Raw genomic sequence first — 22,926 nt, 5'->3', positions numbered from 1 at the left:
GGAACTAGAGCAGTTCCCTGAACACGTTCCAGCCACTGCCGACAGGACCCTGGGGCCCGTAGAGACCGGTGGTCATGGCGCCAGTGGAGTACAACACGAGGTCGCCGTTGCCATTGATGGCAGCAAGGTTGTTGTACTTCTGGTGGGCGTAACTGCCCAGACCCGCCACATCCTGGAAGTCATTCCAGCCACCACCCATATACGCCTGGGCGCCCCATCCGCCTTGACCGTCGGCGGAGTACAACTGGAGGCCGCCACTGTGGTCCCGGCCGAAGACCTCCACGGTGCCGTCGCCGTTCATGTCGCCGCCGGGGATGATCTTGTTCATGACCTGCCAGCCCCAACCCACCTTGCTTGGTGCGAGCCAGCCGCCGTTTCCGTTGCCCGGGTACAGGAACAGGTCACCGCCCGCGTTCCGGGCCAGGACATCGTTGGTGCCGTCACCGTTGAAATCCCCGGGACCCACGATGGAATCGAAAATGTTCCACCCGGCACCTACTTGGCGGGTGGGAAGCCAACCGCCATCTCCGTCTCCGCGGTAAAGGAACAGTTGGCCGGAGGCGTTCCTCGCCAGGAGATCGTTGAATCCGTCGCCATCAAAATCTCCGGGAGAGAAAACGATGTTGAACATATTCCAACCCGCCCCGACCTGCCGGGGTTCATCCCACGCGCCGAAATAGACCGGGCACGGCCCCTCGCACATGCCTTTGTAATAGGTGTACGTCCGCGGGTACAGGATGAGCCTGCCGTCGTGTGTGCGGGCCAGCGGCTCGAAATTGCCGCGCCCGGTCCAGCCCATGGCGCGGCTGGAGGCTTTGATGGGCTTCGTCTCGGCGCTCAGCTGTGTCCCGGTGGGGCAGCCTGGTTCGCCGGGAGTGAGCGGGTACACCCTCAAGGAGATGCGGCTGCCCTGATCCTCAGGGAGGACACGCAAAGTTTCACCCTGACGCTCGGCAGGAAGTGGTTCGCCGTTGCGCAACCACTCCAGGGTGATCGCATCTCCGGAGCCGTCCGGGTTCCTGCAACCCCAATAGTCGTAGTTGTACTGGCGGCGCATCTCAGAACCGACGTAAGGGACGCCGTCGATATACGGTGTCGGCTGGGATGCTGCAGTGGCTGGGCCGGCAGCAGTCAGCCCGGAAACCAAGAGTCCCAATGCCATTGCGGTGGTAGCTGCGCGCCTCAACGAGCGCGATCGAAGAATCCCCATTTTTCCCCCCGGAAAGTATCGCGTCGTTGCCGCGTGGTGTGTGCTGAGGTTACCGCACTTCCGGGCGCGGGGTCAGGGGGTGGCAGGCGCCATCATGAAGACATCGATCGGGTCCTCGGATTCCAGCACGAAGCCATGCCGTTCGTAGAGACGCCGTGCCGGGCTTCCCTGCAACACATCCAGGCGGAACGGCCGCTCGTCAACGGAAGCCGACATGACGTGCCTCAGCACAGCGCTGCCGAGCCCCTTGCCCTGGTGGGCCGGTGCAACAAAGAAATGTTCGATCCACCGGGCATCCGGCTCGGGCCTGATGGCGATCACTCCTGCGTCCACGCCATCGGAATGTATGACGTACGTGTGTTCCGGCTGGAAGGCGTTCAGGAAGCGCTCACGGACCCGGATCGGATCCCATCGGGCAAGTCGCTCAAGGTCCGGGCGCATCACCACGGCGCGAAGTTCGGCAATCCAAGCGGCGTCGGAGGCTACGGAGGGACGGAGGACAAAGTCGACGGACATGTGAACAAGCCTATTCGGCTGGGTCCGAGGCGGCCACGCAAACCATAGGATGAAACGGACGAAAGGTGCAGCCACGATGGTCACACGCGAAGAAGTAGAAGCAGCGTACTCACGGACAGCCGGGTGGGTTCGGCATACGCCGCTGGCGGAAAGTGGCGAGCAGGAGCCGTATCACCTGTGGTTCAAGTGCGAATACATGCAGCACACCGGCTCCTTCAAGGCCCGTGGTGCCTTCAACCGCCTGCTCACGGCCAAGGAAAGCGGTGAGCTGGACCCCGCGGTAGGTATCGTGGTGGCCTCCGGCGGCAACGCAGGCCTGGCCAACGCGTACGCTGCCGCCAAACTCGGAGTCCCCGCCACGGTTTTCGTTCCCGAGTCGGCTCCGGCAAACAAGGTCCACAAGCTGTACGCCAGTGGTGCCAAGGTGGTCCAAGGCGGCGCCGAATACGCGGAGGCCTACGCCGCCGCGATCCGCTTCGCCGAGGAGAAGGGCGCTGTGTATTGCCACGCTTATGATCAGCCCGAGATCGTGGCTGGCGCGGGCGGGGTAGGGCTTGAACTCTTGGATGAACTGCCCGACGTCGACACCATTCTTGTTGCTGTAGGCGGCGGTGGACTGATGGGCGGCATTGCCTCAGCCGCCGAAGGCAGGGCTCGTGTAGTGGGCGTCGAACCGGAGACGGTCCCCACACTGCACACCGCGTTGGCCAAGGGCGAGCCTGTGGACGTGGCCGTCTCCGGAATTGCTGCGGACTCCCTTGGAGCCCGGCGCATCGGGGAGATCGGTTTCGGAGTTGCCCGACGCACCGGTGTTCAAAGCCTGCTGGTCTCGGACGAGGACATTGTCCAGGCCCGTCGTGCCCTGTGGGAGAAGCATCGCATCGTCGTGGAGCACGGCGCTGCGGCTGCCTACGCGGCGTTGCTGTCCGGGGCATACAAACCGAACGACGGGGAAACGGTGGCGGTCATCCTCTGCGGAGCCAACACCGATCCCTCCCACTTCTAACCACTTCCGGCCGCACCCACGTTGGGTCAGCGAATGCAAGAATCCCCGCCGGTTGGTGTCCGGCGGGGATTCGGCGTCGGCAGGTGCCCTGCCACAGCGGTTCCTACTTCTTGGGCAGGCCTGCCGGGTTCAGTTCGGACGCGGGGATTGCCTCGGAGGCGAGTCCCCAGCGATCCAGGATCTTGCCGTAATTGCCGTCCTTGATGAGGGTGTTGAGCGCAGCCTGAGCGGCCACAGCCAAGCCGTTGCCCTTCTGCGTGGTGAAGGCAATTTCTGCCTTCAGGGGCCAGCCGCCGTCAAGCGTGCCCACTTCCTTGGTCTTCCCGTCCTTCGCTGCCTTGTACGCCGCGGACGCGTTGGGCCCGAACGTGAGGTCTGCGCGGCCTGACTGGAGGGCGAGCTGGGAGGCGGAGTCGTCGTCGTAATACTGGAACTCAACCGGCTTCAAGCCGTTCTTCTTGTTCTCCTCATCCCAACGCACCAGAATGGCTTCCTGGTTGGTTCCTGAGCCGACGATGATGCGCTTGCCGGCCACGTCCTTGGCTTCCTTGATGGTGGAGATGTCCGAGTCCGTCTTCGCGTAGAAGCCCAGGAGGTCGTTGCGGTACGTGGCGAAGTCGAACTTCTCCTTGCGCGCTTCGGTGACCGTGACGTTGGAAAGAACGGCCTCGTACTTGCCCGATTCGACGCCCAACGGCCAGTCTGCCCACGCTACCGGCAGCACTTCCACCTGCAGGCCCAGGCTCTCGCCCACGGCGTAGGCAATGTCCACTTCGCTGCCAATCAGCGTTTTGTTGTCCGTGGCGAACGTGCTCAGCGGGGGAGTGCCGCCGGTGGTCACCACAGTCAGCTTGCCGTCCGCCTTGATGGCGTCCGGAACCAGCGCAGCCGCTGCGGAGTCCACCGTCACCTTGATGCGGTCCTGCTGCGGGGTCAGGTTGAATTCTTTCGTGGACGAGCTGGAAGAAGCGCTCGACGCCGGGGCTGACGCTCCCGTTGCCGCCGTCGCGCCCGGGTCCGAGCAGGCGGCGAGCCCCAGCAGAGCGGTAGCGGCCAGCGCCGCTGTGACGCCGGTCTTGCCTGCAAAACGTGCCATTGGTTCTCCTTGGGTTTGTCCTGATCATGGACAGAGAGGTCTGATGCGTACTCGTGGCTGCAACTATCCGGCAGCCGTGGGAGGCGGTCAAAGTGGTCCGAAACGCGGGGATACAGGGGTTCACGGCAGTTAATCGGGCGTCGAACAGGGTCACAAAACACGAGCCGAGGCACCGCGCGACGCAACTCACAGAAATAAGCCGGGTGCCGCCGTCGTTGTCGCTAGAGTGCCGGCAATCAACCGTGCGGCACCGCGAAACGTACCGAAAGGCCTCCACCGTGACTGTTCCTCTTTCCATCCTCGACCTGGCAACCATCGGGAAGGGCCAGACGGTGGCGGAAAGTCTCGCGGGCAGCGTGGCCATGGCGCAGAAGGCTGAAGAGCTGGGCTACCGCCGCGTTTGGTACGCCGAGCACCACAACATGTCCGCCATTGCGTCCTCGGCTACGAGTGTCCTGATCGCCCATGTCGCCGCGCACACCAACACCATCCGCCTCGGGGCCGGCGGTGTCATGCTGCCCAACCACTCGCCGTTGACCATCGCTGAGCAGTTCGGCACGCTGGAAACGTTGCATCCGGGGCGGATCGACCTCGGCCTGGGCCGGGCTCCCGGCAGCGACCAGAACACCATGCGCGCGCTGCGGCGCGACCACACGTCCTCGGACAGGTTCCCGCAGGATGTCCTTGAACTGCAGGGCTACCTCACTGGGCCCACCCGCATCCAAGGTGTTGAAGCGACGCCGGGCAAGGGCACCAACGTGCCGCTGTACATTCTGGGGTCCTCGCTCTTCGGCGCCCAGTTGGCCGCCCAGTTGGGTCTTCCCTACGCTTTCGCTTCACACTTTGCCCCTGCCGCTCTGCAGGATGCTGTGGCCGTCTACCGCCGCGAGTTCAAGCCCTCGGATCAGTTGTCCGAGCCGCACGTGATCGCCGGCGTGAACGTTACTGCCGCGGACTCCAACGCCGAGGCGCAGGCCATCCATCTCGCAGTGAAGCGGGCCCGTGTGTCACTGTTCTTCGGTGGCGGCCGCGAGTTCACCGATGACGAAGCGGACATGGTGCTCGATTCCCCTCAGGGTCAGCACATCGCGCAGATGATGAAGTTCTCCGCCGTGGGTACCAAGGATGTTGTGCGCGACTACCTCGACGAGTTTGCGGCGTTCGCTGATGCTGATGAACTGATCGTGGCCCACCAGAGCATCGGCACCGAAGAGCGCCTGCGGTCCGTGGAACTGCTGGCCGAGGTTGCCGGGCTTGTGAGCGCATAAATCCAAGGAAAAGCTTTACGCATTCGCAATCTACTAGGTAGTCAAGCGAAACCGTCCGGGCGGAGACTATAGCTATCCGCTTCGGAAGGATTCGCCATGCCTACGCACTTGAACCAAGCAGTGGCCGACTCGGCACTGCTGATGAAATCGCTCCCGCTTGGCCTCCTCCGGACCGTCCTCCAATCCGACGCGCAGCATGGCATCACGCCCGAGCTGTTCTCGGAACTCAGGGCACTCGCCCGGGTGCCCGGGCTGCTGGTGGCATGCAACTATGGCGGGACGCTCTGCTCCGCTGAGGGTGTTTCCACGGAAACGTTGCCGCTGGACAGTGCTGCTGTGGCACTCCGTGCGCTGGCCGCCTTGCCCAACACGCACACCGCGATCATTTCGGGTAGGTCCCTGAGGGATTTGGCGGCGGTGTCCCGGCTGCCGGCAGAGGTTCACTTGGTGGGGTCCCACGGCGTGGAGTTCGACATGGGCTATGCCTACACGCTCTCCCTCGCCACGGAGCAGCTGCTTCAACAAGTGGCCGCCGCGTTGACCGAAGCCGTTGCTTCCGAGAAGGGCATCAGCGTTGTCCGCAAACCCGTGGGTGTTGCCGTGCATACCCGCCCGGCGACTCCCGAGGTAGTGGAGCGGGTGATCTTCGTTTCGCAGAAGATAGCCATCGAGTTCGGGCTGTATTTCATCATTGATGGAACGGTGCTGGATTTGACCGTTGAGGAACCGGCCAAAGGCCAGGCCTTGGAGCAGCTTCGTGCGCGGCTGGGCGTCAGCGCCGCACTTTTTGCCGGCGACGCCGAGAGTGACGAAAAAGCGATCGCCACCCTGCGCGGACCGGACCTTGGCCTGCACGTGGGACCGGGGGATACGACGGCGGCACATACCCTTCCGGACCCGGAGGCCTTTGCCCGCGTGCTGGCTTTGTTGTTCGAACTTCGGCGGGCATGGTTGTTCGGCGAAGACGCGGTAGGCCTGGAACGGCATTCCATGATCGGCAACGGAAGCTCCACCGCGTTGCTTACCCCGGACGCCAAAGTGTGCTGGATGAGCCATCCTTTGCCGGATTCCGGGTCGATTTTTGCCCACATTCTTGGCGGTGAGCCCGCTGGCCACTTCAGCATCGAGCCGGTGAAGGCCTCACAGGTGCTGGCGCAGCGTTATGTGGACAACACCATGATTGTGGAGACCCGCTGGGCCGATGTCACCGTGACCGATTACTTGGAGCCCGCGCCGGAAGGCATTACCAGCCTGGTCCGCGTCCTCTCCGGAACGGGGGCTGCACGTGTGGTGTTTGCCCCCAGGCCTGATTACGCCAACGCGCCCTTCAGCATGGAGACCCGTGGCGACGAAGTCCACATCATGGGTACCTCGGATCCGATCATCCTCTCCGCGCAAGGCGTCACCTTCATGATCACCAGCGACGGTAAATACGCCACTGCAACCGCCGAGATTCCCCTGGACAACGGTCCTGTGGTGCTGAACCTTCGCTGCGGTGACACCGAGCCACCACCCGCTGACCCGGACGGCGAACCAAACCGGCGTGCCGCCGTCGGGCAGTCCTCCCGGGAGTGGATCAAGGCACTGCAACTGCCCACCATCAAAACGTCATTGGTGCGGCGCTCCGCGCTGGTGCTGAAGTCGCTCGTCCACGAACCCACCGGCGCCGTGCTTGCCGCGCCCACCACATCGCTGCCTGAGGGCATCGGGGGAACCCGCAACTGGGACTACCGGTATTGCTGGCTGCGTGACGGGTCCATGACAGTGAATGCGCTGGTGTCGTTGGGCTCCACGCAGGAGGCCAACGGGTTCCTTGCCTGGCTGGACGGCATCCTCCAGAACGCTCCTGGGCCCGAGTGGCTGCACCCCCTCTACTCGGTGACCGGCTCTCCTCTGTCCACGGAGGCAATCGTGGAGAGCCTGCCCGGTTATGCGGGCTCGCGTCCGGTCCGGATCGGCAACGCGGCAGACCACCAAGTGCAGCTGGACGTGTTCGGTCCCATCGCCGAGCTGATCCATGATCTTGCCGAGCGCCGCGGGTTCCTGCCCGATGAGCACTGGTTCCTCATGGAGCAGATGGCCCATGCGGTGCTTGCCCGTTGGCACGAGCCCGACCACGGAATTTGGGAAGCACGCAGGCCCCCCAGGCACCATGTGTACACCAAGGTCATGTGTTGGGTCACGCTGGACAGGGCCCTCCAGGCTGCAGCTTTGCACGGTCGTTCGCCTCATGCAGAATGGGCGCCTACTGCCCAAACCATCCGCGAGGAAGTCCTCCGCGAAGGCTGGGATTCATCCGCCGCGTCCTACACCGTGGCGTACGACAGCCCTGACCTGGACGCCGCCGTCCTCCACGTTGGGCTTTCGGGCCTGCTGGATGTTCAGGACCAGCGCTTCCTGGATACCGTCACTGCCGTTGAGCGGGAATTGCGTGTGGGGCCCACCGTTTTCCGGTACAGGTACGACGACGGACTGCCGGGTTTGGAGGGCGGTTTCCACATCTGCACCACCTGGCTGATCGAGGCGTACCTTGCCGTTGGCCGCTTGGATGATGCCTTGGAGCTGTTCAACCAGCTGGTGGCGTTGTTCGGGCCAACGGGCTTGCTGCCGGAGGAGTACGATCCCGGTACGGAAACACACTTGGGCAACCACCCGCAGGCATACTCGCATCTGGGCTTCATCCGCTGCGCTCAGCTCTTGGACCACTATCTGGCGAGTGCGGACGTGGAGTAACTCAGCGCTAGGTGAGCAGCAGCGCCACGGCGATCATGGCCGGCACGGCCACGATGGTGGTGATGAGAACGGTGTCCTTGGCCACGGTAATACCCGCTTGGTAACGGTTCGCCGCGACGAAAACATTCTGGGCTGTGGGAAGCGCGGATGTCACCACCACGGCAAAGAGTGCGTGCCCGTCCATGCCCAGCGCGAAGCGGGCGAACAGGTATGCGATCAGGGGGTGGACAATCAGCTTGAAGCCGCTTGCCAGCAGGGTATCCACTCTCCGCCCCGAGGCCTTCTGCAACGGCTTGGATCCGTTCAGGCTCATGCCGAAGGACATCAGCATGGCCGGAATCGCGGCACCGCCGATCAGGTGGATAGGCTCCAGGATGAGCGTCGGGACGTGGAAACCCGTACCCGCCACCAGCAGGCCCAGCGCCGAGCCCACGATCATGGGGTTCTTCACGATCATCAGCAGGAAGCGCAGGGGAGTTGTTCGGTGCGTACTGGTGCTGGCATCGAGGGCCATGAGGTACAAGGGCGTGAAGAAAGCCAGCTGGAAGATCAGCAGCGGCGCCACGTAGCTCGCGTCACCCAGGACGAACACGGCAATCGGGATGCCAAGGTTGGCGGAGTTGGCCAGGGACGAGCTCATGGAGGACATCAGGGCTTCGGGCATGGCCCGCTTCAGCCAGAACTTCGCAATCAGGAAAAACAGCAAGCCCGTCACCACAGCGCCCACGGCTGTGACCAGCAACGGGGCGGCAAAGACGTCATGCAGTTTGGCTTTGCTCAAGGTCTCGAACAGGAGCGCCGGACTCGCCACGAAGAAAGTCAGCGAGCTCAGGACGGACCGGGCATTCTCGCCAAGGATGTTCCGGCGTCCAACGAACATGCCCACCAGGATGATGGCCCACACCACGAAGAACCCGGACAGGACACCAATCATGAGGCTGCGCTGTGTGGGAATCGTTGGATCACGGTTCCCAGCCTAGCCAGAATCGCCGTCCGAGTAAGCGTTTTCTGCCGAGAGTTCCGTCATACGGACGTGTAAACGCGTTCGACGTCGGCACTCCGGTGAGTGCCGACGTCGAACGTTGCTGTGGAGCCTTAGCTGAGGTGCGCCGCGTTACTGAGTGCGTGCGGAGGACGCATGAGACCGGGTGTATGGCCCTCTGCGGGGTCGTTGCCGAGCTGCAGGATCTTGTTGTCCTTGCCCACGTGGACCACCCTGGGCTCGTATGTCCGGGCCTCTTCCGTGGTCATTTCCGCGTAGGTAATGAGGATGACCGTGTCATCCACATGTACCAGATGGGCGGCCGCGCCGTTGATCCCGATCACGCCTGAACCGCGCTCGCCGGCAATGGTGTACGTCTCCAGCCGGGCGCCGTTGGTGACGTCAACAATGGAGACGAGCTCGCCGGGAAGGATGTCGGCCGCGTCCAGGAGGTCCAGGTCGACAGTGACCGAACCGACGTAGTGGAGGTCGGCGTGGGTCACCGTTGCGCGGTGAATCTTGGACTTGAACATTGTGCGGATCATAATGCGATCAGTTTAGCGCGGCACCCTCACCCGGCGCTGTGACGTACCAGACGTTCGCGTTCTTAGCGCTAGTGAAAGGCTAGCTGGGTGGCCGACGCAAGGCTCTGGCTGCGGCCATTGCTTCTTCAGCAACGATTTCGTAATTGTCTGCTGGTGCGCTGAGAGCTATAGAGTGCTCGCCATATTTCTCGAAAGCGAGTTGCACGAGGTCGCCGGCTTTTTCGATCCCCAGTGCCAGCACTATGTGGCCAAGGTCCTCAATGTCTTTCGCCCTCTCCGCAGCTATCTTCATTGCAGCCAAGGTGGGCAGGTCGGCGTGCTGGATGGCTGATGAGGTCCCCTTTGGGCCGGCGATCCACCGCGCTTCTTCGGGGAGAAGGCTGCTGCATTGCTGTTTAGCCACTTCGGGGGCAACCCGTACTCCTGCTCCATGGCTGCGGCCACTTCATCCACGTCGGCACGTTGGAATTCGAGCACCCTCAAACCGTGGCCAAATCTCTCTCGCGGATCCATACGTTCATTGCAGCGATCTCAGCGGGAGTCTCACTACGAATGAGGTCTTTCATTCGGTCACTGACCGGATGGAGCTTCTCGGCCAGGAAAACCGGCTGCGGCGATGCCTTGGCGTTTTTCGCCCACTTTGGTGCGGGAGAGCCGGTCTTTGCTGAGACCCATAGCGTGACTGCGCCAAGTGCTGCCCGGTAAGCGTCGTCATTGAAGGAAGGGGCGGCGGGCATCAGTGCCCGGCCCGCAGCGAGCGAGGAGTTGGTGTATTCGCCCAGCAACCGGATGGCGTAGTGGTAGTCGCCCTCGTTCAGAGTGCGTGCAAAGTCAGCCGCGAATTCATGGAAAGAGCTCTCATGGGAGGTTATTTCCAGGCCGAGGACTCGCATCGCCTTCAGGGCCAACCCGAAGGATGCACCTTCCTTTCCTGATTCCAGGTCCACAACAAACTTGCGGGAAGTCCCTATGGAGTCAGCCAGGGCTTGCTGCGTATAGCCGAGGGCTTTCCGTCGCTCGCGCATAGTGCGGCCAACAGCCTCCGCGTTCATGTTCATTGATCTAATATGGCACCATTCGGTTACATTTGTTCGTCGTAGACTCGGCTCTAACTAGGATCCTCCTGATTGTGACGCAAAAGCATCCCTAAATTCGTACCGCACCAGTTGCGTTCCCGCCGCAACGAGCGCGCGCAGCTCACTTAGGCCACCCGCGACTACACCCGCAGCACGCGCCTGCACCAGGACGTTGCCCTGCGCCGTCGCTTCCACAGGTCCCGCGATCACGGATTTGCCAGTCGCGTCTGCGGTGAGCTGGCACAGGAGCCGGTTCTGGGAACCGCCTCCAACTATGTGCACCACGCTGGTGCTTCGACCGGTGAGCCGCTCGGCATCGGCCAGCGTTCTGGCGTAACCGGCCGCAAGGCTGTCCATGATGCAACGCACGACGGCGGCAGGCCGGTCCGGGAGCAGCGCACCTGTGTTGCGCACAGCTGCGCGGATACGATCAGGCATGTTGTCAGGTGCCGTGAAGGCCGGATCATCGGCGTTGATCTGCGGACCGCCGGCAGGAAGGGCAGCAGCGGCCTCAAGCAAGGCCGGAAGCGATTGGCTCAATCCCTGGGCAGCCCAGTAACGCTGGCATTCGCTCAACAACCACAGGCCGCCGACGTTGCGGAGATAACGGATGGTTCCGTCCACGCCGCGTTCGTTGGTGAAGTTGGTGCTACGGCTCGCTTCGGTCAGCACTGCGGCGTCCAACTCCACGCCAACCAGGGACCAGGTACCGGAGGAGATGTAGGCGAAGTCGTCTCCGTCAGCGGGGACGGCCGCCACGGCTGATGCTGTGTCATGGGAACCCACGGCCACCACCGTGGCATCCGCGGGCAAGCCCGTCTGCTTCAGGATCGCCGGCAACAGTGTGCCCACGGTTTCGCCGGGCTGGATGAGCGGCGGGAAGATGCTCCGGGGGAGCCCCAAGGCATCCAAGAATCCGGTGGCCCACTCGCCCTTGACGGCATCGAAGAGCCCCGTGGTGGAAGCGTTGGTAGCCTCGGTCCGACGCTCTCCCGTGAGTAGGAACGCGATCAGGTCCGGGATCAGGAGAGCCTGTACCCCGTCCAGGTTCGGCTCCGCCGCCAGCTGGTACAAAGTGTTGAACTGCAAGTACTGCAAGCCGGTGGTGGCATACAGCTTCTCCGGGGAAATGACTGCATGGACCCGTCCCACCGTGGCCCGGCTGCGCTCGTCCCGGTAGCTGTAGGGTTGCGCGGTGAGTTCGCCGGCTTTGTTCACCAGGCCGTAGTCCACTGCCCAGGTGTCGATGCCGACGCTCACGATGCGCTCGCCGTTCGTGGCCGCCACGGAAGCGGCCGCCGTGAGTCCCTTGAGCACCTCAGCGAACAGGGCGTCAAAATCCCAGTGGAGGCCGCCGTCGAGCTCCACTACTCCGTTGGGAAAGCGGTGGATCGTCTCGAGGGAGACGCCTGTGGAGGGGGAGACGCGGCCGAGCATGACGCGGCCGGAGGAGGCCCCGATGTCGATGGCGGCGAACACCGCGTTGATGTCTGCGGGAGCGCACACCGCCCCGGCGTATGCCGGGGCGGTGTGCGTGGTGGTTCCGTTGGTCACTGTTGGTCCTAGCGGAGGAATGCTGCTGCCACGCCGGCGTCCACGGGGATGTGGAGGCCGGTGGTGTGGGAGAGCTCGTTGCTGGTGAGCACGGACGCGGCATTGGCCACGTGCTCCGGGAGGACTTCGCGCTTGAGGAGCGTGCGCTGGGCGTAGTACTTGCCCAGTTCCTGCTCGTCCACGCCGTACACGGCGGCACGCTTGGCGCCCCAGCCGCCGGCGAAGATGCCGGAGCCTCGGACCACGCCGTCGGGGTTGATGCCGTTGACGCGGACACCGTGCTCGCCCAGTTCGGCGGCGAGCAGTCGCACTTGGTGGGCCTGGTCTGCCTTGGTAGCGGAGTAGGCGATGTTGTTGGGGCCGGCGAACACGGAGTTCTTGGAGGAGATGTAAATGATGTCTCCGCCCATGCCCTGATCGATCATGACCTTGGCCGCGGCCTTGGATACCAGGAACGAGCCCTTGGCCATGACGTTGTGCTGCAGGTCCCAGTCCTTCTCGGTGGTTTCCAGCAGCGGCTTGGAGATGGACAGCCCGGCGTTGTTGACCACCAGGTCCAGGCCGCCGAAGGCGAGCACGGCCTCCTGAACCGCGGCAGCGATCTGCGCTTCATCGGTCACGTCCGCCTGGACGCCGATGGCGACGTCGGAACCGCCCAGTTCCTCGGCAACCTTCTGTGCATTCTCAAGGTTCAGGTCGGCAATGACCACGCACGCGCCGTCGGACGCCAGGCGGGTGGCGATCGCCTTGCCGATGCCCGACGCCGCACCGGTCACCAGCGCGATGCGGGTTGCGTGGGACTTGGGCTTGGGCATCCGGGCGAGCTTGGCTTCTTCCAGCGCCCAGTACTCGATGCGGAACTTCTCGGATTCCTCGATCGGGGCGTACGTGGAGATCGCCTCCGCGCCGCGCATCACGTTGATGGCGTTGATGTAGAACTCGCCGGCCACGCGTGCGGTCTGCTTGTCCTTGCCGAAGGAGAACATGCCCACGCCGGGGATCAGCACGATGGCCGGGTCCGCGCCACGCAGCGCCGGTGAATCAGCGTCAGCATGCCGGTCGTAGTACGCCTGGTAGTCCTCGCGGTAGGCCGCGTGCAGTTCCTTGAGCCGGGCCACGGAGTCTTCGATCGAGGCATCGGCCGGCAGGTCCAGGACCAGCGGCTTGACCTTGGTCCGCAGGAAGTGGTCCGGGCAGGACGTGCCCAGCGCACCGAGGCGCGGGTGCTCTTCCGCGGCGAGGAATTCAAGAACGACGGCGTCATCGCTGAAGTGCCCCAGCTGCGGTTTGTCCGTGGACGCCAGGCCGCGGATCACTGGTGCGAGGGCGGCTGCCTTGGCCCTGCGCTCGGCCTCGGGGAGGGCGCTGTAGCCGGGGAGCGTGGCGCCGAAGGGCTCGGCCTTGCCATTGTCCTTGATGTAGTTCTCGGCCTGATCGATGATCCACAACGAGTTGGCCTCGGCCTCTTCGCTGGTGGCGCCCCACGCGGTGATGCCGTGGCCGCCCAGGATGGTGCCGATGGCCTGCGGGTTGGCTTCCTTGATCGCCGCGATGTCCAAGCCGAGCTGGAATCCGGGGCGGCGCCAGGGAACCCACACCACTTTGTCGCCGAAGACCTTTGAGGTCAGGGCTTCGCCGTCCACCGCCGTCGCGATGGCAATCCCCGAGTCAGGGTGCAGGTGGTCAACGTGCGCAGCGTCCACCAGGCCGTGCATGGCGGTATCAATGGACGGCGCAGCGCCGCCCTTTCCGTGCAGGCAGTAATCAAAGGCGGCCACCATTTCGTCTTCACGCTCGACGCCGGGGTAAACATCCTTGAGTGCCTGCAGCCGGTCCAGCCGAAGTACTGCAAGGTTCTCAGCCTTCAGCGTGCCGAGGTCTCCGCCGGAGCCCTTGACCCACAGGAGTTCAACGTCCTGACCCGTCACCGGATCCTTCTCGGTGCCCTTTGCGGAGGTGTTGCCGCCGGCGAAGTTGGTGTTCCGCTTATCCGCACCGAGGCGGTTGGAACGGCTGATCAGTTCTTCAACAGTCTTATTCGTGGTCATGCTCTTAAGCGCCCCATCCGGCTTGCTGGCCGCCTGCGCGGTCCTCGTTGATCTTCTTCTGGTAACCGCTGGCCTTGTACGCGGCCATCGGGTCGGCGGGGAGGCCGCGGGATTCGCGCCACTCGGCCAGGACCGGGCGGACGTCGGTGTAGAAGGCATCGTTGAAGATGCCGTTGGCGGCCAGAACGTCCCCGGCACGCTGCGCTTCGGAGAGTGCTGCGGTGTCCACGAGCAGGGCCCGGGCCGTCATTTCCTGAACGTTCAGCACCGAGCGGATCTGGCCCGGGATCTTCTCTTCCAGGTTGTGGCACTGGTCCAGCATCAGGGCGACACCGGAATCTTTGCCGAAACCGCCACCACGGATGACCTCGTGCATGATGCGGAACAGCTGGAACGGATCGGCCGCGCCAACAATCAGGTCATCATCGGCGTAGAAGCGGGAGTTAAAGTCGAACGAACCCAGCTTGCCCAGGCGCAGGAGCTGCATCACGATGAACTCGATGTTGGTACCCGGGGCGTGGTGCCCGGTATCCAGGCAAACGAACGCCTTCTCACCCAAGGCAAGGGTCTGAGCGTAGGAAGTGCCCCAGTCCGGAACATCGGTGTGATAGAAAGCCGGCTCGAAGAACTTGTACTCCAGGACCAAGCGCTGCTCGTCACCGAGGCCCGCGTAGATCTCCTGGAGGGACTCGGCAAGGCGGTCCTGGCGGCCGCGGATGTCGTCCTGGCCAGGGTAGTTGGTGCCGTCAGCCAGCCAGATCTTCAAGTCTTTGGACCCGGTGGCGTGCATGATCTCGATGCACTCCAAGTGGTGATCGATGGCGCGGCGGCGCACGGACTCGTTGGACGAGGTCAGCGAGCCGAACTTGTACTCGTCATCCTGGAACGTGTTGGAGTTGATGGTGCCCAACCCAACACCCAGACCCGCGGCGTACTCGCGCAGGGCCGAGTAGTCGTCCACTTTGTCCCACGGGATGTGCAGGGCGACCGTGGGGGCCAGGCCGGTGAGCTCGTGGACCTTCGCGGCGTCCGCGATCTTTTCCTGGACGGTGCGCGGTGTACCTGCAGTGCCGAAGACCTTGAACCGGGTCCCGGAATTTCCGTAGGCCCAGGACGGCACTTCAATGGCCAGTTCCCCTAGACGGCCCAGGGCCGATTCTGTGGTGTTCATGCTTGTTCCTTTTGGTACTAGTGGGCGGGGTCTTTGTCTATGTGTGTGGTGCCGGCGGCGGCTGTGGCGTCGTCCGCCGCAGCAAGTTGGTCTTCGAGGTTGAAAACTTCCTCGACCACCTCAAAACCTTGGTCCGGAGGGACATCGCTGTTCGCAAAGAGGGTGGCCATCTCGGCCTGCCAGCGGGCGTTGACCTCTGTCACGGCCATGCGGGCCTGCGCTGCCTCGTAGTCTTCGCATTCCAGGTAGCCGATCAATTGGCCATCCGGAGCGAGGAACAGTGAGTAGTTGTTCCACCCGGCGTTCTTCAGTGCGGACAGCATCTCCGGCCATACGGCGGCGTGGCGCTGCTTGTACTCGGCCATCAGTTCCGGTTGGACTGAAGAGCGGAAACAAACCCTCATGTGCGGATCTCCAGGGTTACTCGTCTTTGAATCGTTTCATTTGTTACGATTCAAATTACCCTCGTAAACGGGAGGGTGTCAAGGCGTTTCCAACACATTGACGTCAGCCAGCGGAGATCGGAAAGCATGTCCCAGACAGCCAGCATCAAAGACGTTGCCACTCACGCCCAGGTAGCAGTGGGAACTGTTTCCAATGTGCTGAACTATCCGGACCGGGTTTCACAGAGGACCAAGGAACGCGTTCTCAAATCCATCGCTGAACTAGGCTTCGTCCGCAATGACGCCGCCCGCCAACTCCGTGCTGGCCAGAGCCGCACCGTCGGCTTGATCGTGCTGGACGTTGGAAACCCGTTCTTCTCCTCCGTGGCTCGTGCCGCTGAAGATGCTGCCACGGCCCTTGGAAGCGTGGTGCTGGTGGGGGATAGCGGCCAAGACGCTTCCCGTGAAGCCCACTACATGGACCTGTTCCAGGAACAGCGCGTCCAGGGCCTGCTGATTTCTCCGGTAGGCGACGTCAGAGAACGGATCGATACCCTCCGCGAACGGGGAGTTCCCACCGTCCTGGTAGATGAGCTCGCGGACACCGAGCGCTGCAGCTCGGTCTCCGTGGATGACGAGGAAGGCGGGTATCTGGCCGCCAGGCACCTGCTGGACCTGGGTCGCCGTCGTCTGGCCTTTGTTGGCACGCCCTCCATCCGCCAGGTGGCCAGCCGACTCAAGGGCGCGCAGCGCGCTGTCGGCGAAGTATCGGATGCCAGCATCGAGGTGCTCGACTCCGAAGGGCAGACAGTCCTGACCGGTCGCAAAGTGGGCAACAAGCTGGTGGAAAGAGACCCGGCGGCACGGCCTGAAGCGGTCTTTTGCTCCAACGACCTCCTGGCGCTCGGAGTCATGCAATCCCTGACAATGCTGCGGACGGTGCGCATCCCGGAGGACATCGCCCTCATTGGCTACGACGACATCGATTTCGCCATCTCCGCAGTGGTCCCGTTGTCCTCCATCCGCCAGCCGACAGAAGCGTTGGGCCGGACGGCAATCGAGCTGCTCGCTGAGGAGCAGGACAGCGGCGGAACCAAGCACCGGGCAGTGGTGTTCACGCCCGAACTTGTGGTCCGCCAAAGCACGGCCGGCTCACCCGACTGAGTCGCAATTAAGGCCGTCTTGAGCGGTCAAAACGGCCTGAACTGCGACTTAGTTGGGTAACTACAAGGCGTATATGCTCCAGGACGCCGTGTGTGATGCGCCCGCTTCCAGCCGGATCAGCTCCGTGCCGCTGTTGAAGGCATCCGGCGGGCACGTCATGGGCTCCACGGCCAGGCCAATGCGGCTCGGAATCGGTGCCGGCTTGTCGGCCGTATGGATCTGCAGCCAAAGGCAGCTTTCGTCCCAGGACATTCCGACGCCGGTGCCCGCCGGGTCCCTCAGCGCCAGCCGCGCCAGCCCGCCGTCGAACGTTATTCCCGTGAAGGCGTGATCGATTTCCGTGCTGCCGATGGCCCGCGCATTGCGGAAGTCGAACGCGTGGCCCTCCACGCCCACGACGCCCACTGGCAGCAGCCTGTCCGGGGTGACTTCCAAGAATGAATCCGCAGCGAACTCAAGGACCCATTCATTCAGTGGCGAGGTGCCCGCCACGAGATAGGGGTGCGGGCAGACGCCGTAGGGAGCAGCGACATCGGCTGCGTTCCTGGCCGTCACCTGCGTGTGCAGCCCGGCCTCGTCCAGCATGAACCGGGCCGAAAGCTCCAGCACGAAAGGGTATCCGGCCGTGGGTCCTACCGTGCACGTCAAGGTGAGCGAACCGGCGTCGGACTCTTTCAGGACCCAATCGAGCGGGAAGGCGAGCCCGTGCAAGGCCGTGGCCCGCTCCGGTTCGTTGATCGGCACGTGGTGCTCCACGTCGTCGAAGCTGTACGTGCCGTCGGCGATCCTGTTGGGCCACGGCGCGGCGATAACGCCACGGTAGTCCGGGATCGGACCACCCTCCGGAAACGGGACAATGAGGTCCCGGCCTTCAAACTGCAGGACGCGCAGCGCGGCCGCGCGGGCGGTGACAACTGCCGTGTAGCCGCCCGCGCTCAGCGTGAATTCGGTGCTCACAGGCCGCCGGCCAGCTTGTAGTAGGCCGCGTTCCAGTTGAGTTCCTTCTTGAACTGCTTGATGGTGGTGTCCTCATCGATGGTGAGAAGTTCGGTCTTGGCGATTTCGGCGAAGTCCTCGAACACGTCCAGACCCACCTGCGTGGACAATACCGTGTGGTGCGCGGCGCCGGCGGTGAGCCACGCGGCGGCGGAGGTAGCGAAGTTGGGTTTGGGCTCCCAGAGTGCGCGGGCAACCGGCAAGTTGGGCAGCGGCTGGTCAAGATCCACGACGTCCACCACGTTCGCCACCAGACGGAAGCGATCCCGCATATCGGACAACGCCACCACGACGCCGGGACCGGCGTCGGTGTCGAACACCATGCGGACGGGGTCTTCCTTGCCGCCGATGCCCAGCGGGTGGATCTCAACGCGCGGCTTCTTGGCGGTCAATGACGGGCAGACCTCCAGCATGTGCGCGCCCAGGATCTTCTCACTTCCCGGTTCCAGGTGGTACGTGTAGTCCTCCATGAGGGAGGCACCGCCGGGCAGGTCGCCGCCCATGACTTTGGCGGCGCGCACCAGGATGGCGGTCTTCCAGTCGCCCTCGGCGCCGAAGCCATAACCGTCAGCCATGAGGCGCTGGACCGCCATGCCTGGGAGTTGTCGCAGCGCCCCCAGGTCCTCGAACGAGGTTGTGAAAGCTGCGGAACCGTTGGCCTCCAGGAAGCTGCGGAGACCCAGTTCGATCTTGGCGCTGTAGCGCAGCGACTCATGGCGCGCGCCGCCCTTCTTAAGTTCGGGGACCACCTCGTAAAGCCGCTCGTACTCGGCAACCAAGGAGTCGACGTCGGACTCTGCCGCGCCGTGGACAGCGTCAGCGAGCTCGTTGACGGACCAGGTGTTCACCGAGACGCCGAAGCGAAGCTCGGCTTCGGTTTTATCTCCTTCGGTGACGGCGACGTTGCGCATGTTGTCGCCGAAACGGGTCAACTTCAGTGTGCGGACGGCGGCCCATCCAGCCGAGGCGCGCTGCCACGCACCAACCTGGCGGGCAACCTCAGGGTTGCTGACATGTCCGACGACGGTCTTCCGCGGCACGCCGAGTCGCGACTGGATATACCCGAACTCGCGGTCTCCGTGGGCTGCCTGGTTGAGGTTCATGAAGTCGAAGTCGATGTCGGCCCAGGGAAGGTCCCTGTTGGCCTGCGTGTGCAGGTGAAGCAGGGGTTTGCGCAGTGCGTCCAGGCCCTGGATCCACATCTTGGCGGGGCTGAACGTGTGCATCCAAGCGGTCACGCCGATCACGGAGTCGTCCGCGTTGGCTTCGAGTGCTGTGCGGCGGATGGCGTCGGAATCGGTGAGGACCGGCTTCCAGACGAGCTTGACCGGAACGTTGCTGTTGGCATTGAGGGCGTTGGCAATCTCCTGTGACTGCGCTGCTACCTGCTTAAGGACGTCTTCGCCGTAAAGGTGCTGGCTGCCGGTGAGGAACCACACCTCGTACTGCTCGAGGGAGGTGTTGTTAGCGGGATTAATGGTGGCGCTGGGCATGTGGTGCTCCTGGAGTATGGGGTCCGGCGTGGTGGCTACGGGCTGAAAGCGGCTGCTCTTTGAGCGGCTGCGCTTTAGCGGCCGTAAACGTTCTGGTATCTCTTGTAGAGGGACTCGATCTTGGCCTGGTCAATGGGCAGTGGCTCACCGAGTTGGCGGGAAATATGGACCGTCCTGGCCACTTCCTCGCACATCACCGCAGCCTTGACGGCCTCGCGGGCGGACTTGCCGATGGTGAAGGGGCCGTGGTTCTGCATCAGGACCGCGGGGGAGTTGGAGTTCTTGAGGGTCTCCACGATGCCTTGGCCGATGGAGTCGTCGCCGATCAGCGCGAACGGTCCCACCGGAATGGGCCCGCCGAACTCATCGCCCATCATGGTCAGCACGCAGGGGATTTCCTCGCCGCGTGCAGCCCAGGCCGTGGCGTAAGTGGAGTGGGTGTGGACCACACCTCCTACCTCGGGCATGTGCCGGTAGACGTAGGCGTGCGCTGCGGTATCGGAGGACGGGGAGAGCTCCGGGTTGCCCCAATCCACGGTGCCGGCGCTCCCGGTGTTCATTCCCCGGACGGGTGTGCCGTACAGGTCAGTGACCACCATGAGCTCAGGCGTGAGCTGGTCATAGGAGACGCCGGATGGCTTGATGACCATGAGGTCGTGACCCGGGATACGGCCAGACACGTTGCCTGCGGTCCAAACGACCAATTCGTAGCGGGTCAGTTCGGCATGCAGATCGCAGACGTCCCTGCGGACCTTCGCGATGGATTCCAGAAGCGAGCTCATGCGGATGCTCCTTCCAAAGTGCTGGCCTGGGCCGCTGGGCCATTGTGTGAGGAGCCTTGGATCGCGGCGCGTTGGATGGCCTTGAGGCGGTGCATGACGTTGTTGGTGCCGCGGCCGAAGTAGTCGTGCAGGGTGCGGTATTCCTGAAAGAGGACCTCGTAGGCGGCCACGTTTTCCGGGATGGGCGTGTAGACGGCGCCGGGAGCGGCAGCCATGGAGGTGGCGGCTTCACGGATGTCCTTGTATTTCCCTGCGGCCACGGCTGCGTGGATTGCCGAGCCCAGCGCAGGACCCTGCTCTGATCCGATGGTGGAGAGCTGGAGGCCGGTAATGTCGGCGTACACCTGCATCAGGAACTTGTTCTTCAGGAGCCCGCCGGCCACGATGAACTCCTTGACCGGGACGCCGGAATCGCGGAAGGCATCCACGATGGTCCGGGTGCCAAAGGCAGTGGCTTCCAGCAGCGCCCGGTATGTGTCCTCGGGCTTGGTGGCCAGGGTCTGGCCCACCACCACGCCGGAGAGTTCGTGGTCCACCAGCACTGAGCGGTTGCCCGAGTGCCAGTCCAAGGCGATCAGCCCGTGCTCGCCGATTGCCTGCTTTTCCGCGAGTTCGGTGAGGTACTCGTGGATGCCCAAGCCCCTGTCCTTGGCGGCTTGGTGGTATTCCGGTGGTACTCCGTTCTTGGTGAACCAACCGAAGATGTCGCCCACTCCTGACTGGCCTGCTTCGTAACCCCACAGCCCATCCACGATGCCGCCGTCCACCACTCCGCACATGCCGGGGACTTCGCGGAGGACGTCCCCGTTCATTACGTGGCAGGTGGAGGTGCCCATGATCGCTACTAGCTGTCCTGGTTCAACGGCGTTCGCGGCCGGTGCGCTGACGTGGGCGTCCACGTTGCCTACTGCTACTGCGATTCCCGCCGGAAGGCCGGTCCATGCCGCGGCTTCTTCCGTGAGGTAGCCGGCGGCATCTCCCAAGCGGCCGATGGTGTGTTCGAGCTTTTCGGACACAAAGTCCTTGAAATCCGGGTTGAGTGCAGTCAGGAAGTCCTGGGACGGGTACTTTCCGTCCTGGTAAATGCCCTTGTACCCAGCGGTGCAGGCGTTGCGGACGTAGCTGCCGCAGAGCTGCCAAACGATCCAGTCGGCGGCCTCAACCCAGTGCTCCATGGCGCCGTAAACTTCCGGATCCTCCTCAAGGAGCTGCAGTCCCTTGGCGAACTCCCACTCAGAAGAGATCAGACCGCCGTAACGGGGAAGCCAAGATTCGCCGCGTTCTGCGGCGAGCTGGTTGATGCGGTCCGCCTGCGGCTGGGCCGCATGGTGACGCCACAACTTGACGAAGGCGTGTGGTCGATCCGCGAAGCGTTCCAGTTCGTTCAGCGGCGTACCGTCCGCCGTCGTCGGAACCATGGTGCACGCGGTGAAGTCGGTGGCGATGCCCACCACATTTTCCGGGTTGATTCCGGCATCGGCGACGGCGGCCGGTACAGCGTTGCGCAGGACGTCGCGGTAATCGTTGGGTACTTGGAGGGCCCAATCGGCGGGGAGTCGCTGGCTGCTTCCGGGCAGGTTGTCCGTCACGACGGCGTGCGGGTATTCGAACACGCCACTGCCGATCTCGGCGCCGTCAGATACGCGCACAACGACGGCGCGGCCGGACAAAGTGCCATAGTCCACGCCAATGACGAACTGTTCGTCGAGCGGGATGTTTTCAGAGGTATTCATGGGGTCTCCATCCGGCTGGCCAAGGCCTCATTGCCGGGGGTCGGGGTGGAAAACTGAAGAAGGTCTGTTGCAATTGTTAGCGCTCACAACTTTGATGTCAAGAGGGTGCAGTCCGAAAGCGAGGCTCATGACGCGGGTTCTTGGCGGGCGGGACGCTTAGCTGATGGCCGGCGCCGTTGTGGAGCGGACAACCAGCCGCGGTGCCACCGTGACAGGAGTGCCGGTGCTGCCGCTCTCCAGCCGATCCAACAGCAAGCCGATGCAACGCCGGCCGAGTTCCTCGAAGTCCTGCGCCACCGTGGTCAACGGCGGAATGAAGTATGCCGACTCCGGTTGGTCGTCAAAGCCCACCACGCTGATGTCCTCAGGCACCCGGACGCCAAGTTCGTTGAGCGCACGGAGTACACCGAGGGCCATCTGGTCATTGGCGACAAACAGGGCTGTCACGGATCGGTCTGCGGCGATTTTCAAACCTTCGCGGTACCCGCATTCGGCGCTCCAATCGCCCTCAATAAGGGTCTCCCCTTCGATCCCGGCCTCGGTCAGCGCATCCCGCCAGCCCTCGATGCGGGCAGCGGCGTCGATCCAATCAGCGGGCCCGGATAGGTGCCCTATCCGCTGGTGCCCCAGTTCCAAGAGATGCTCGACGGCGAGCCGCGCACCCTGCCGCTGGTCCACCGTGGCGCCCGTGAGGTGCTCGTCACCGATGGACCCAACAGCAACCAAGGGCACCTGCGCTGTGATGTCTTTGAGGACATCAAAAGTCCCCGGGTGGGGCACGGTCACCACGATGCCGTCAACGCCTTGGTCCATGAAGTGCGCCATGGCGTCCTTGATGGTCTCCGGCGTTACTTCCCGCAAGGCCGCGATGCTGACGAAATAGCCCGCCTCCCTCGCCGCCTGCTGGACTCCGAGGAGGGTGTGCGACGGCCCGTACTGTGCCATTTCGCTGCCGAGCACGCCAATGGTCTGGGATCGCCGAGTGACCAGGCTTCGCGCGGCAGTGTTCCGGCGGTACCCCAGCTCAGTGATGGCCTGTTCCACGCGCTCGCGGGTCTTTGAGCTCACATTGGGGTGGTTATTCAACACCCGGGAGACGGTCTGGTGGGAGACACCTGCCACTCGGGCAACGTCCTCCATGACGGGAGGCCGGGACGGTGCGGATTCTTC

The 22,926-nt window shown here is 63.6% G+C and carries 20 protein-coding genes; 4 read left to right on the top strand and 16 right to left on the bottom strand.

Annotated elements, in window-relative coordinates; translation table 11 throughout:
* Positions 1-4: 4 nt before the first annotated feature.
* Both AC1RJY_RS09115 and AC1RJY_RS09110 read right to left on the bottom strand, forming a co-directional pair.
* Positions 5-1,210: an FG-GAP repeat domain-containing protein gene (locus tag AC1RJY_RS09115; RefSeq protein WP_210065681.1), complete on the bottom strand. Its 1,206-nt coding sequence runs from the start codon at positions 1,208-1,210 to the stop codon at positions 5-7.
* A 72-nt stretch (positions 1,211-1,282) separates the two neighbouring features.
* Positions 1,283-1,726, bottom strand: a complete 444-nt coding sequence (locus tag AC1RJY_RS09110) for a GNAT family N-acetyltransferase (RefSeq protein ID WP_238324393.1) — start codon at positions 1,724-1,726, stop codon at positions 1,283-1,285.
* 76 nt (positions 1,727-1,802) lie between these two features.
* On the opposite strand from AC1RJY_RS09110, the gene AC1RJY_RS09105 reads away from it, so the two are divergent.
* On the top strand, positions 1,803-2,732 hold the full coding sequence (locus AC1RJY_RS09105) for a threonine/serine dehydratase (protein WP_498602168.1): 930 nt from the start codon (positions 1,803-1,805) through the stop codon (positions 2,730-2,732).
* A 103-nt stretch (positions 2,733-2,835) separates the two neighbouring features.
* On the opposite strand, the gene AC1RJY_RS09100 is transcribed toward AC1RJY_RS09105, so the two are convergent.
* On the bottom strand, positions 2,836-3,828 hold the full coding sequence (locus tag AC1RJY_RS09100) for an ABC transporter substrate-binding protein (protein ID WP_011776336.1): 993 nt from the start codon (positions 3,826-3,828) through the stop codon (positions 2,836-2,838).
* Positions 3,829-4,106: 278 nt separating this feature from the next.
* Here AC1RJY_RS09100 and AC1RJY_RS09095 point away from each other — a divergent pair, with 278 nt between their 5' ends.
* Together AC1RJY_RS09095 and AC1RJY_RS09090 are read left to right on the top strand one after the other, a co-directional pair.
* Positions 4,107-5,096, top strand: coding sequence for an LLM class flavin-dependent oxidoreductase (locus AC1RJY_RS09095; RefSeq protein ID WP_011776335.1), 990 nt, complete (start codon positions 4,107-4,109; stop codon positions 5,094-5,096).
* 96 nt (positions 5,097-5,192) lie between these two features.
* Positions 5,193-7,829 carry a trehalase-like domain-containing protein gene (locus AC1RJY_RS09090; RefSeq protein WP_498602167.1) on the top strand — a complete coding sequence of 879 codons (2,637 nt, stop codon included), beginning with the start codon at positions 5,193-5,195 and terminating at the stop codon, positions 7,827-7,829.
* A gap of 7 nt (positions 7,830-7,836) precedes the next feature.
* Here AC1RJY_RS09090 and AC1RJY_RS09085 read toward each other — a convergent pair whose 3' ends face one another.
* From AC1RJY_RS09085 to AC1RJY_RS09050, 8 genes are all read right to left on the bottom strand, one after another.
* A complete protein-coding gene (locus AC1RJY_RS09085) occupies positions 7,837-8,763 on the bottom strand; it encodes an AEC family transporter (protein ID WP_014922971.1) in 927 nt (308 codons plus the stop codon).
* A gap of 161 nt (positions 8,764-8,924) precedes the next feature.
* Positions 8,925-9,356, bottom strand: a complete 432-nt coding sequence (gene panD, locus AC1RJY_RS09080; protein ID WP_011776332.1) for an aspartate 1-decarboxylase — start codon at positions 9,354-9,356, stop codon at positions 8,925-8,927.
* Between the two features lie 79 nt (positions 9,357-9,435).
* Positions 9,436-9,759 carry a hypothetical protein gene (locus AC1RJY_RS09075; RefSeq protein WP_498602166.1) on the bottom strand — a complete coding sequence of 108 codons (324 nt, stop codon included), beginning with the start codon at positions 9,757-9,759 and terminating at the stop codon, positions 9,436-9,438.
* 76 nt (positions 9,760-9,835) lie between these two features.
* Entirely contained in the window at positions 9,836-10,414 is a 579-nt protein-coding gene (locus AC1RJY_RS09070; RefSeq protein WP_498602165.1) for a helix-turn-helix domain-containing protein, read from the bottom strand.
* Positions 10,415-10,468: 54 nt separating this feature from the next.
* Entirely contained in the window at positions 10,469-11,986 is a 1,518-nt protein-coding gene (locus tag AC1RJY_RS09065) for a rhamnulokinase (protein WP_498602164.1), read from the bottom strand.
* Between the two features lie 8 nt (positions 11,987-11,994).
* Complete coding sequence (locus AC1RJY_RS09060; protein WP_498602163.1) at positions 11,995-14,034, bottom strand: bifunctional aldolase/short-chain dehydrogenase; 2,040 nt, start codon at positions 14,032-14,034, stop codon at positions 11,995-11,997.
* A 4-nt stretch (positions 14,035-14,038) separates the two neighbouring features.
* Positions 14,039-15,205: an L-rhamnose isomerase gene (rhaI, locus tag AC1RJY_RS09055; RefSeq protein ID WP_011776327.1), complete on the bottom strand. Its 1,167-nt coding sequence runs from the start codon at positions 15,203-15,205 to the stop codon at positions 14,039-14,041.
* A gap of 17 nt (positions 15,206-15,222) precedes the next feature.
* Entirely contained in the window at positions 15,223-15,609 is a 387-nt protein-coding gene (locus tag AC1RJY_RS09050; protein ID WP_498602162.1) for an L-rhamnose mutarotase, read from the bottom strand.
* Between the two features lie 126 nt (positions 15,610-15,735).
* Between AC1RJY_RS09050 and AC1RJY_RS09045 the strand changes: the two genes are divergently transcribed.
* Complete coding sequence (locus tag AC1RJY_RS09045; RefSeq protein ID WP_498602161.1) at positions 15,736-16,752, top strand: LacI family DNA-binding transcriptional regulator; 1,017 nt, start codon at positions 15,736-15,738, stop codon at positions 16,750-16,752.
* Between the two features lie 60 nt (positions 16,753-16,812).
* On the opposite strand, the gene AC1RJY_RS09040 is transcribed toward AC1RJY_RS09045, so the two are convergent.
* The 5 genes from AC1RJY_RS09040 to AC1RJY_RS09020 all read right to left on the bottom strand — a co-directional run bounded on the left by AC1RJY_RS09040 (position 16,813) and on the right by AC1RJY_RS09020 (position 22,896).
* A complete protein-coding gene (locus tag AC1RJY_RS09040; protein ID WP_498602160.1) occupies positions 16,813-17,709 on the bottom strand; it encodes an aldose 1-epimerase family protein in 897 nt (298 codons plus the stop codon).
* Positions 17,706-19,241: an L-arabinose isomerase gene (gene araA, locus AC1RJY_RS09035; protein ID WP_498602159.1), complete on the bottom strand. Its 1,536-nt coding sequence runs from the start codon at positions 19,239-19,241 to the stop codon at positions 17,706-17,708. The genes AC1RJY_RS09040 and araA overlap by 4 nt, the downstream gene beginning before the upstream one ends.
* 74 nt (positions 19,242-19,315) lie before the next feature.
* Entirely contained in the window at positions 19,316-20,023 is a 708-nt protein-coding gene (locus tag AC1RJY_RS09030) for an L-ribulose-5-phosphate 4-epimerase (RefSeq protein ID WP_011776322.1), read from the bottom strand.
* Positions 20,020-21,756 carry a ribulokinase gene (araB, locus tag AC1RJY_RS09025; protein ID WP_498602158.1) on the bottom strand — a complete coding sequence of 579 codons (1,737 nt, stop codon included), beginning with the start codon at positions 21,754-21,756 and terminating at the stop codon, positions 20,020-20,022. The genes AC1RJY_RS09030 and araB overlap by 4 nt, the downstream gene beginning before the upstream one ends.
* Positions 21,757-21,912: 156 nt before the next feature.
* Positions 21,913-22,896, bottom strand: coding sequence for a LacI family DNA-binding transcriptional regulator (locus AC1RJY_RS09020; RefSeq protein ID WP_043470746.1), 984 nt, complete (start codon positions 22,894-22,896; stop codon positions 21,913-21,915).
* Between the last annotated feature and the right edge of the window lie 30 nt (positions 22,897-22,926).

It is taken from the genome of Arthrobacter sp. GW822-FHT05G07 (genome assembly GCF_058799755.1).
The sequence above is the reverse complement of the archived record's forward strand: the minus strand, read 5'-3'. Positions and strand labels throughout refer to the sequence as shown.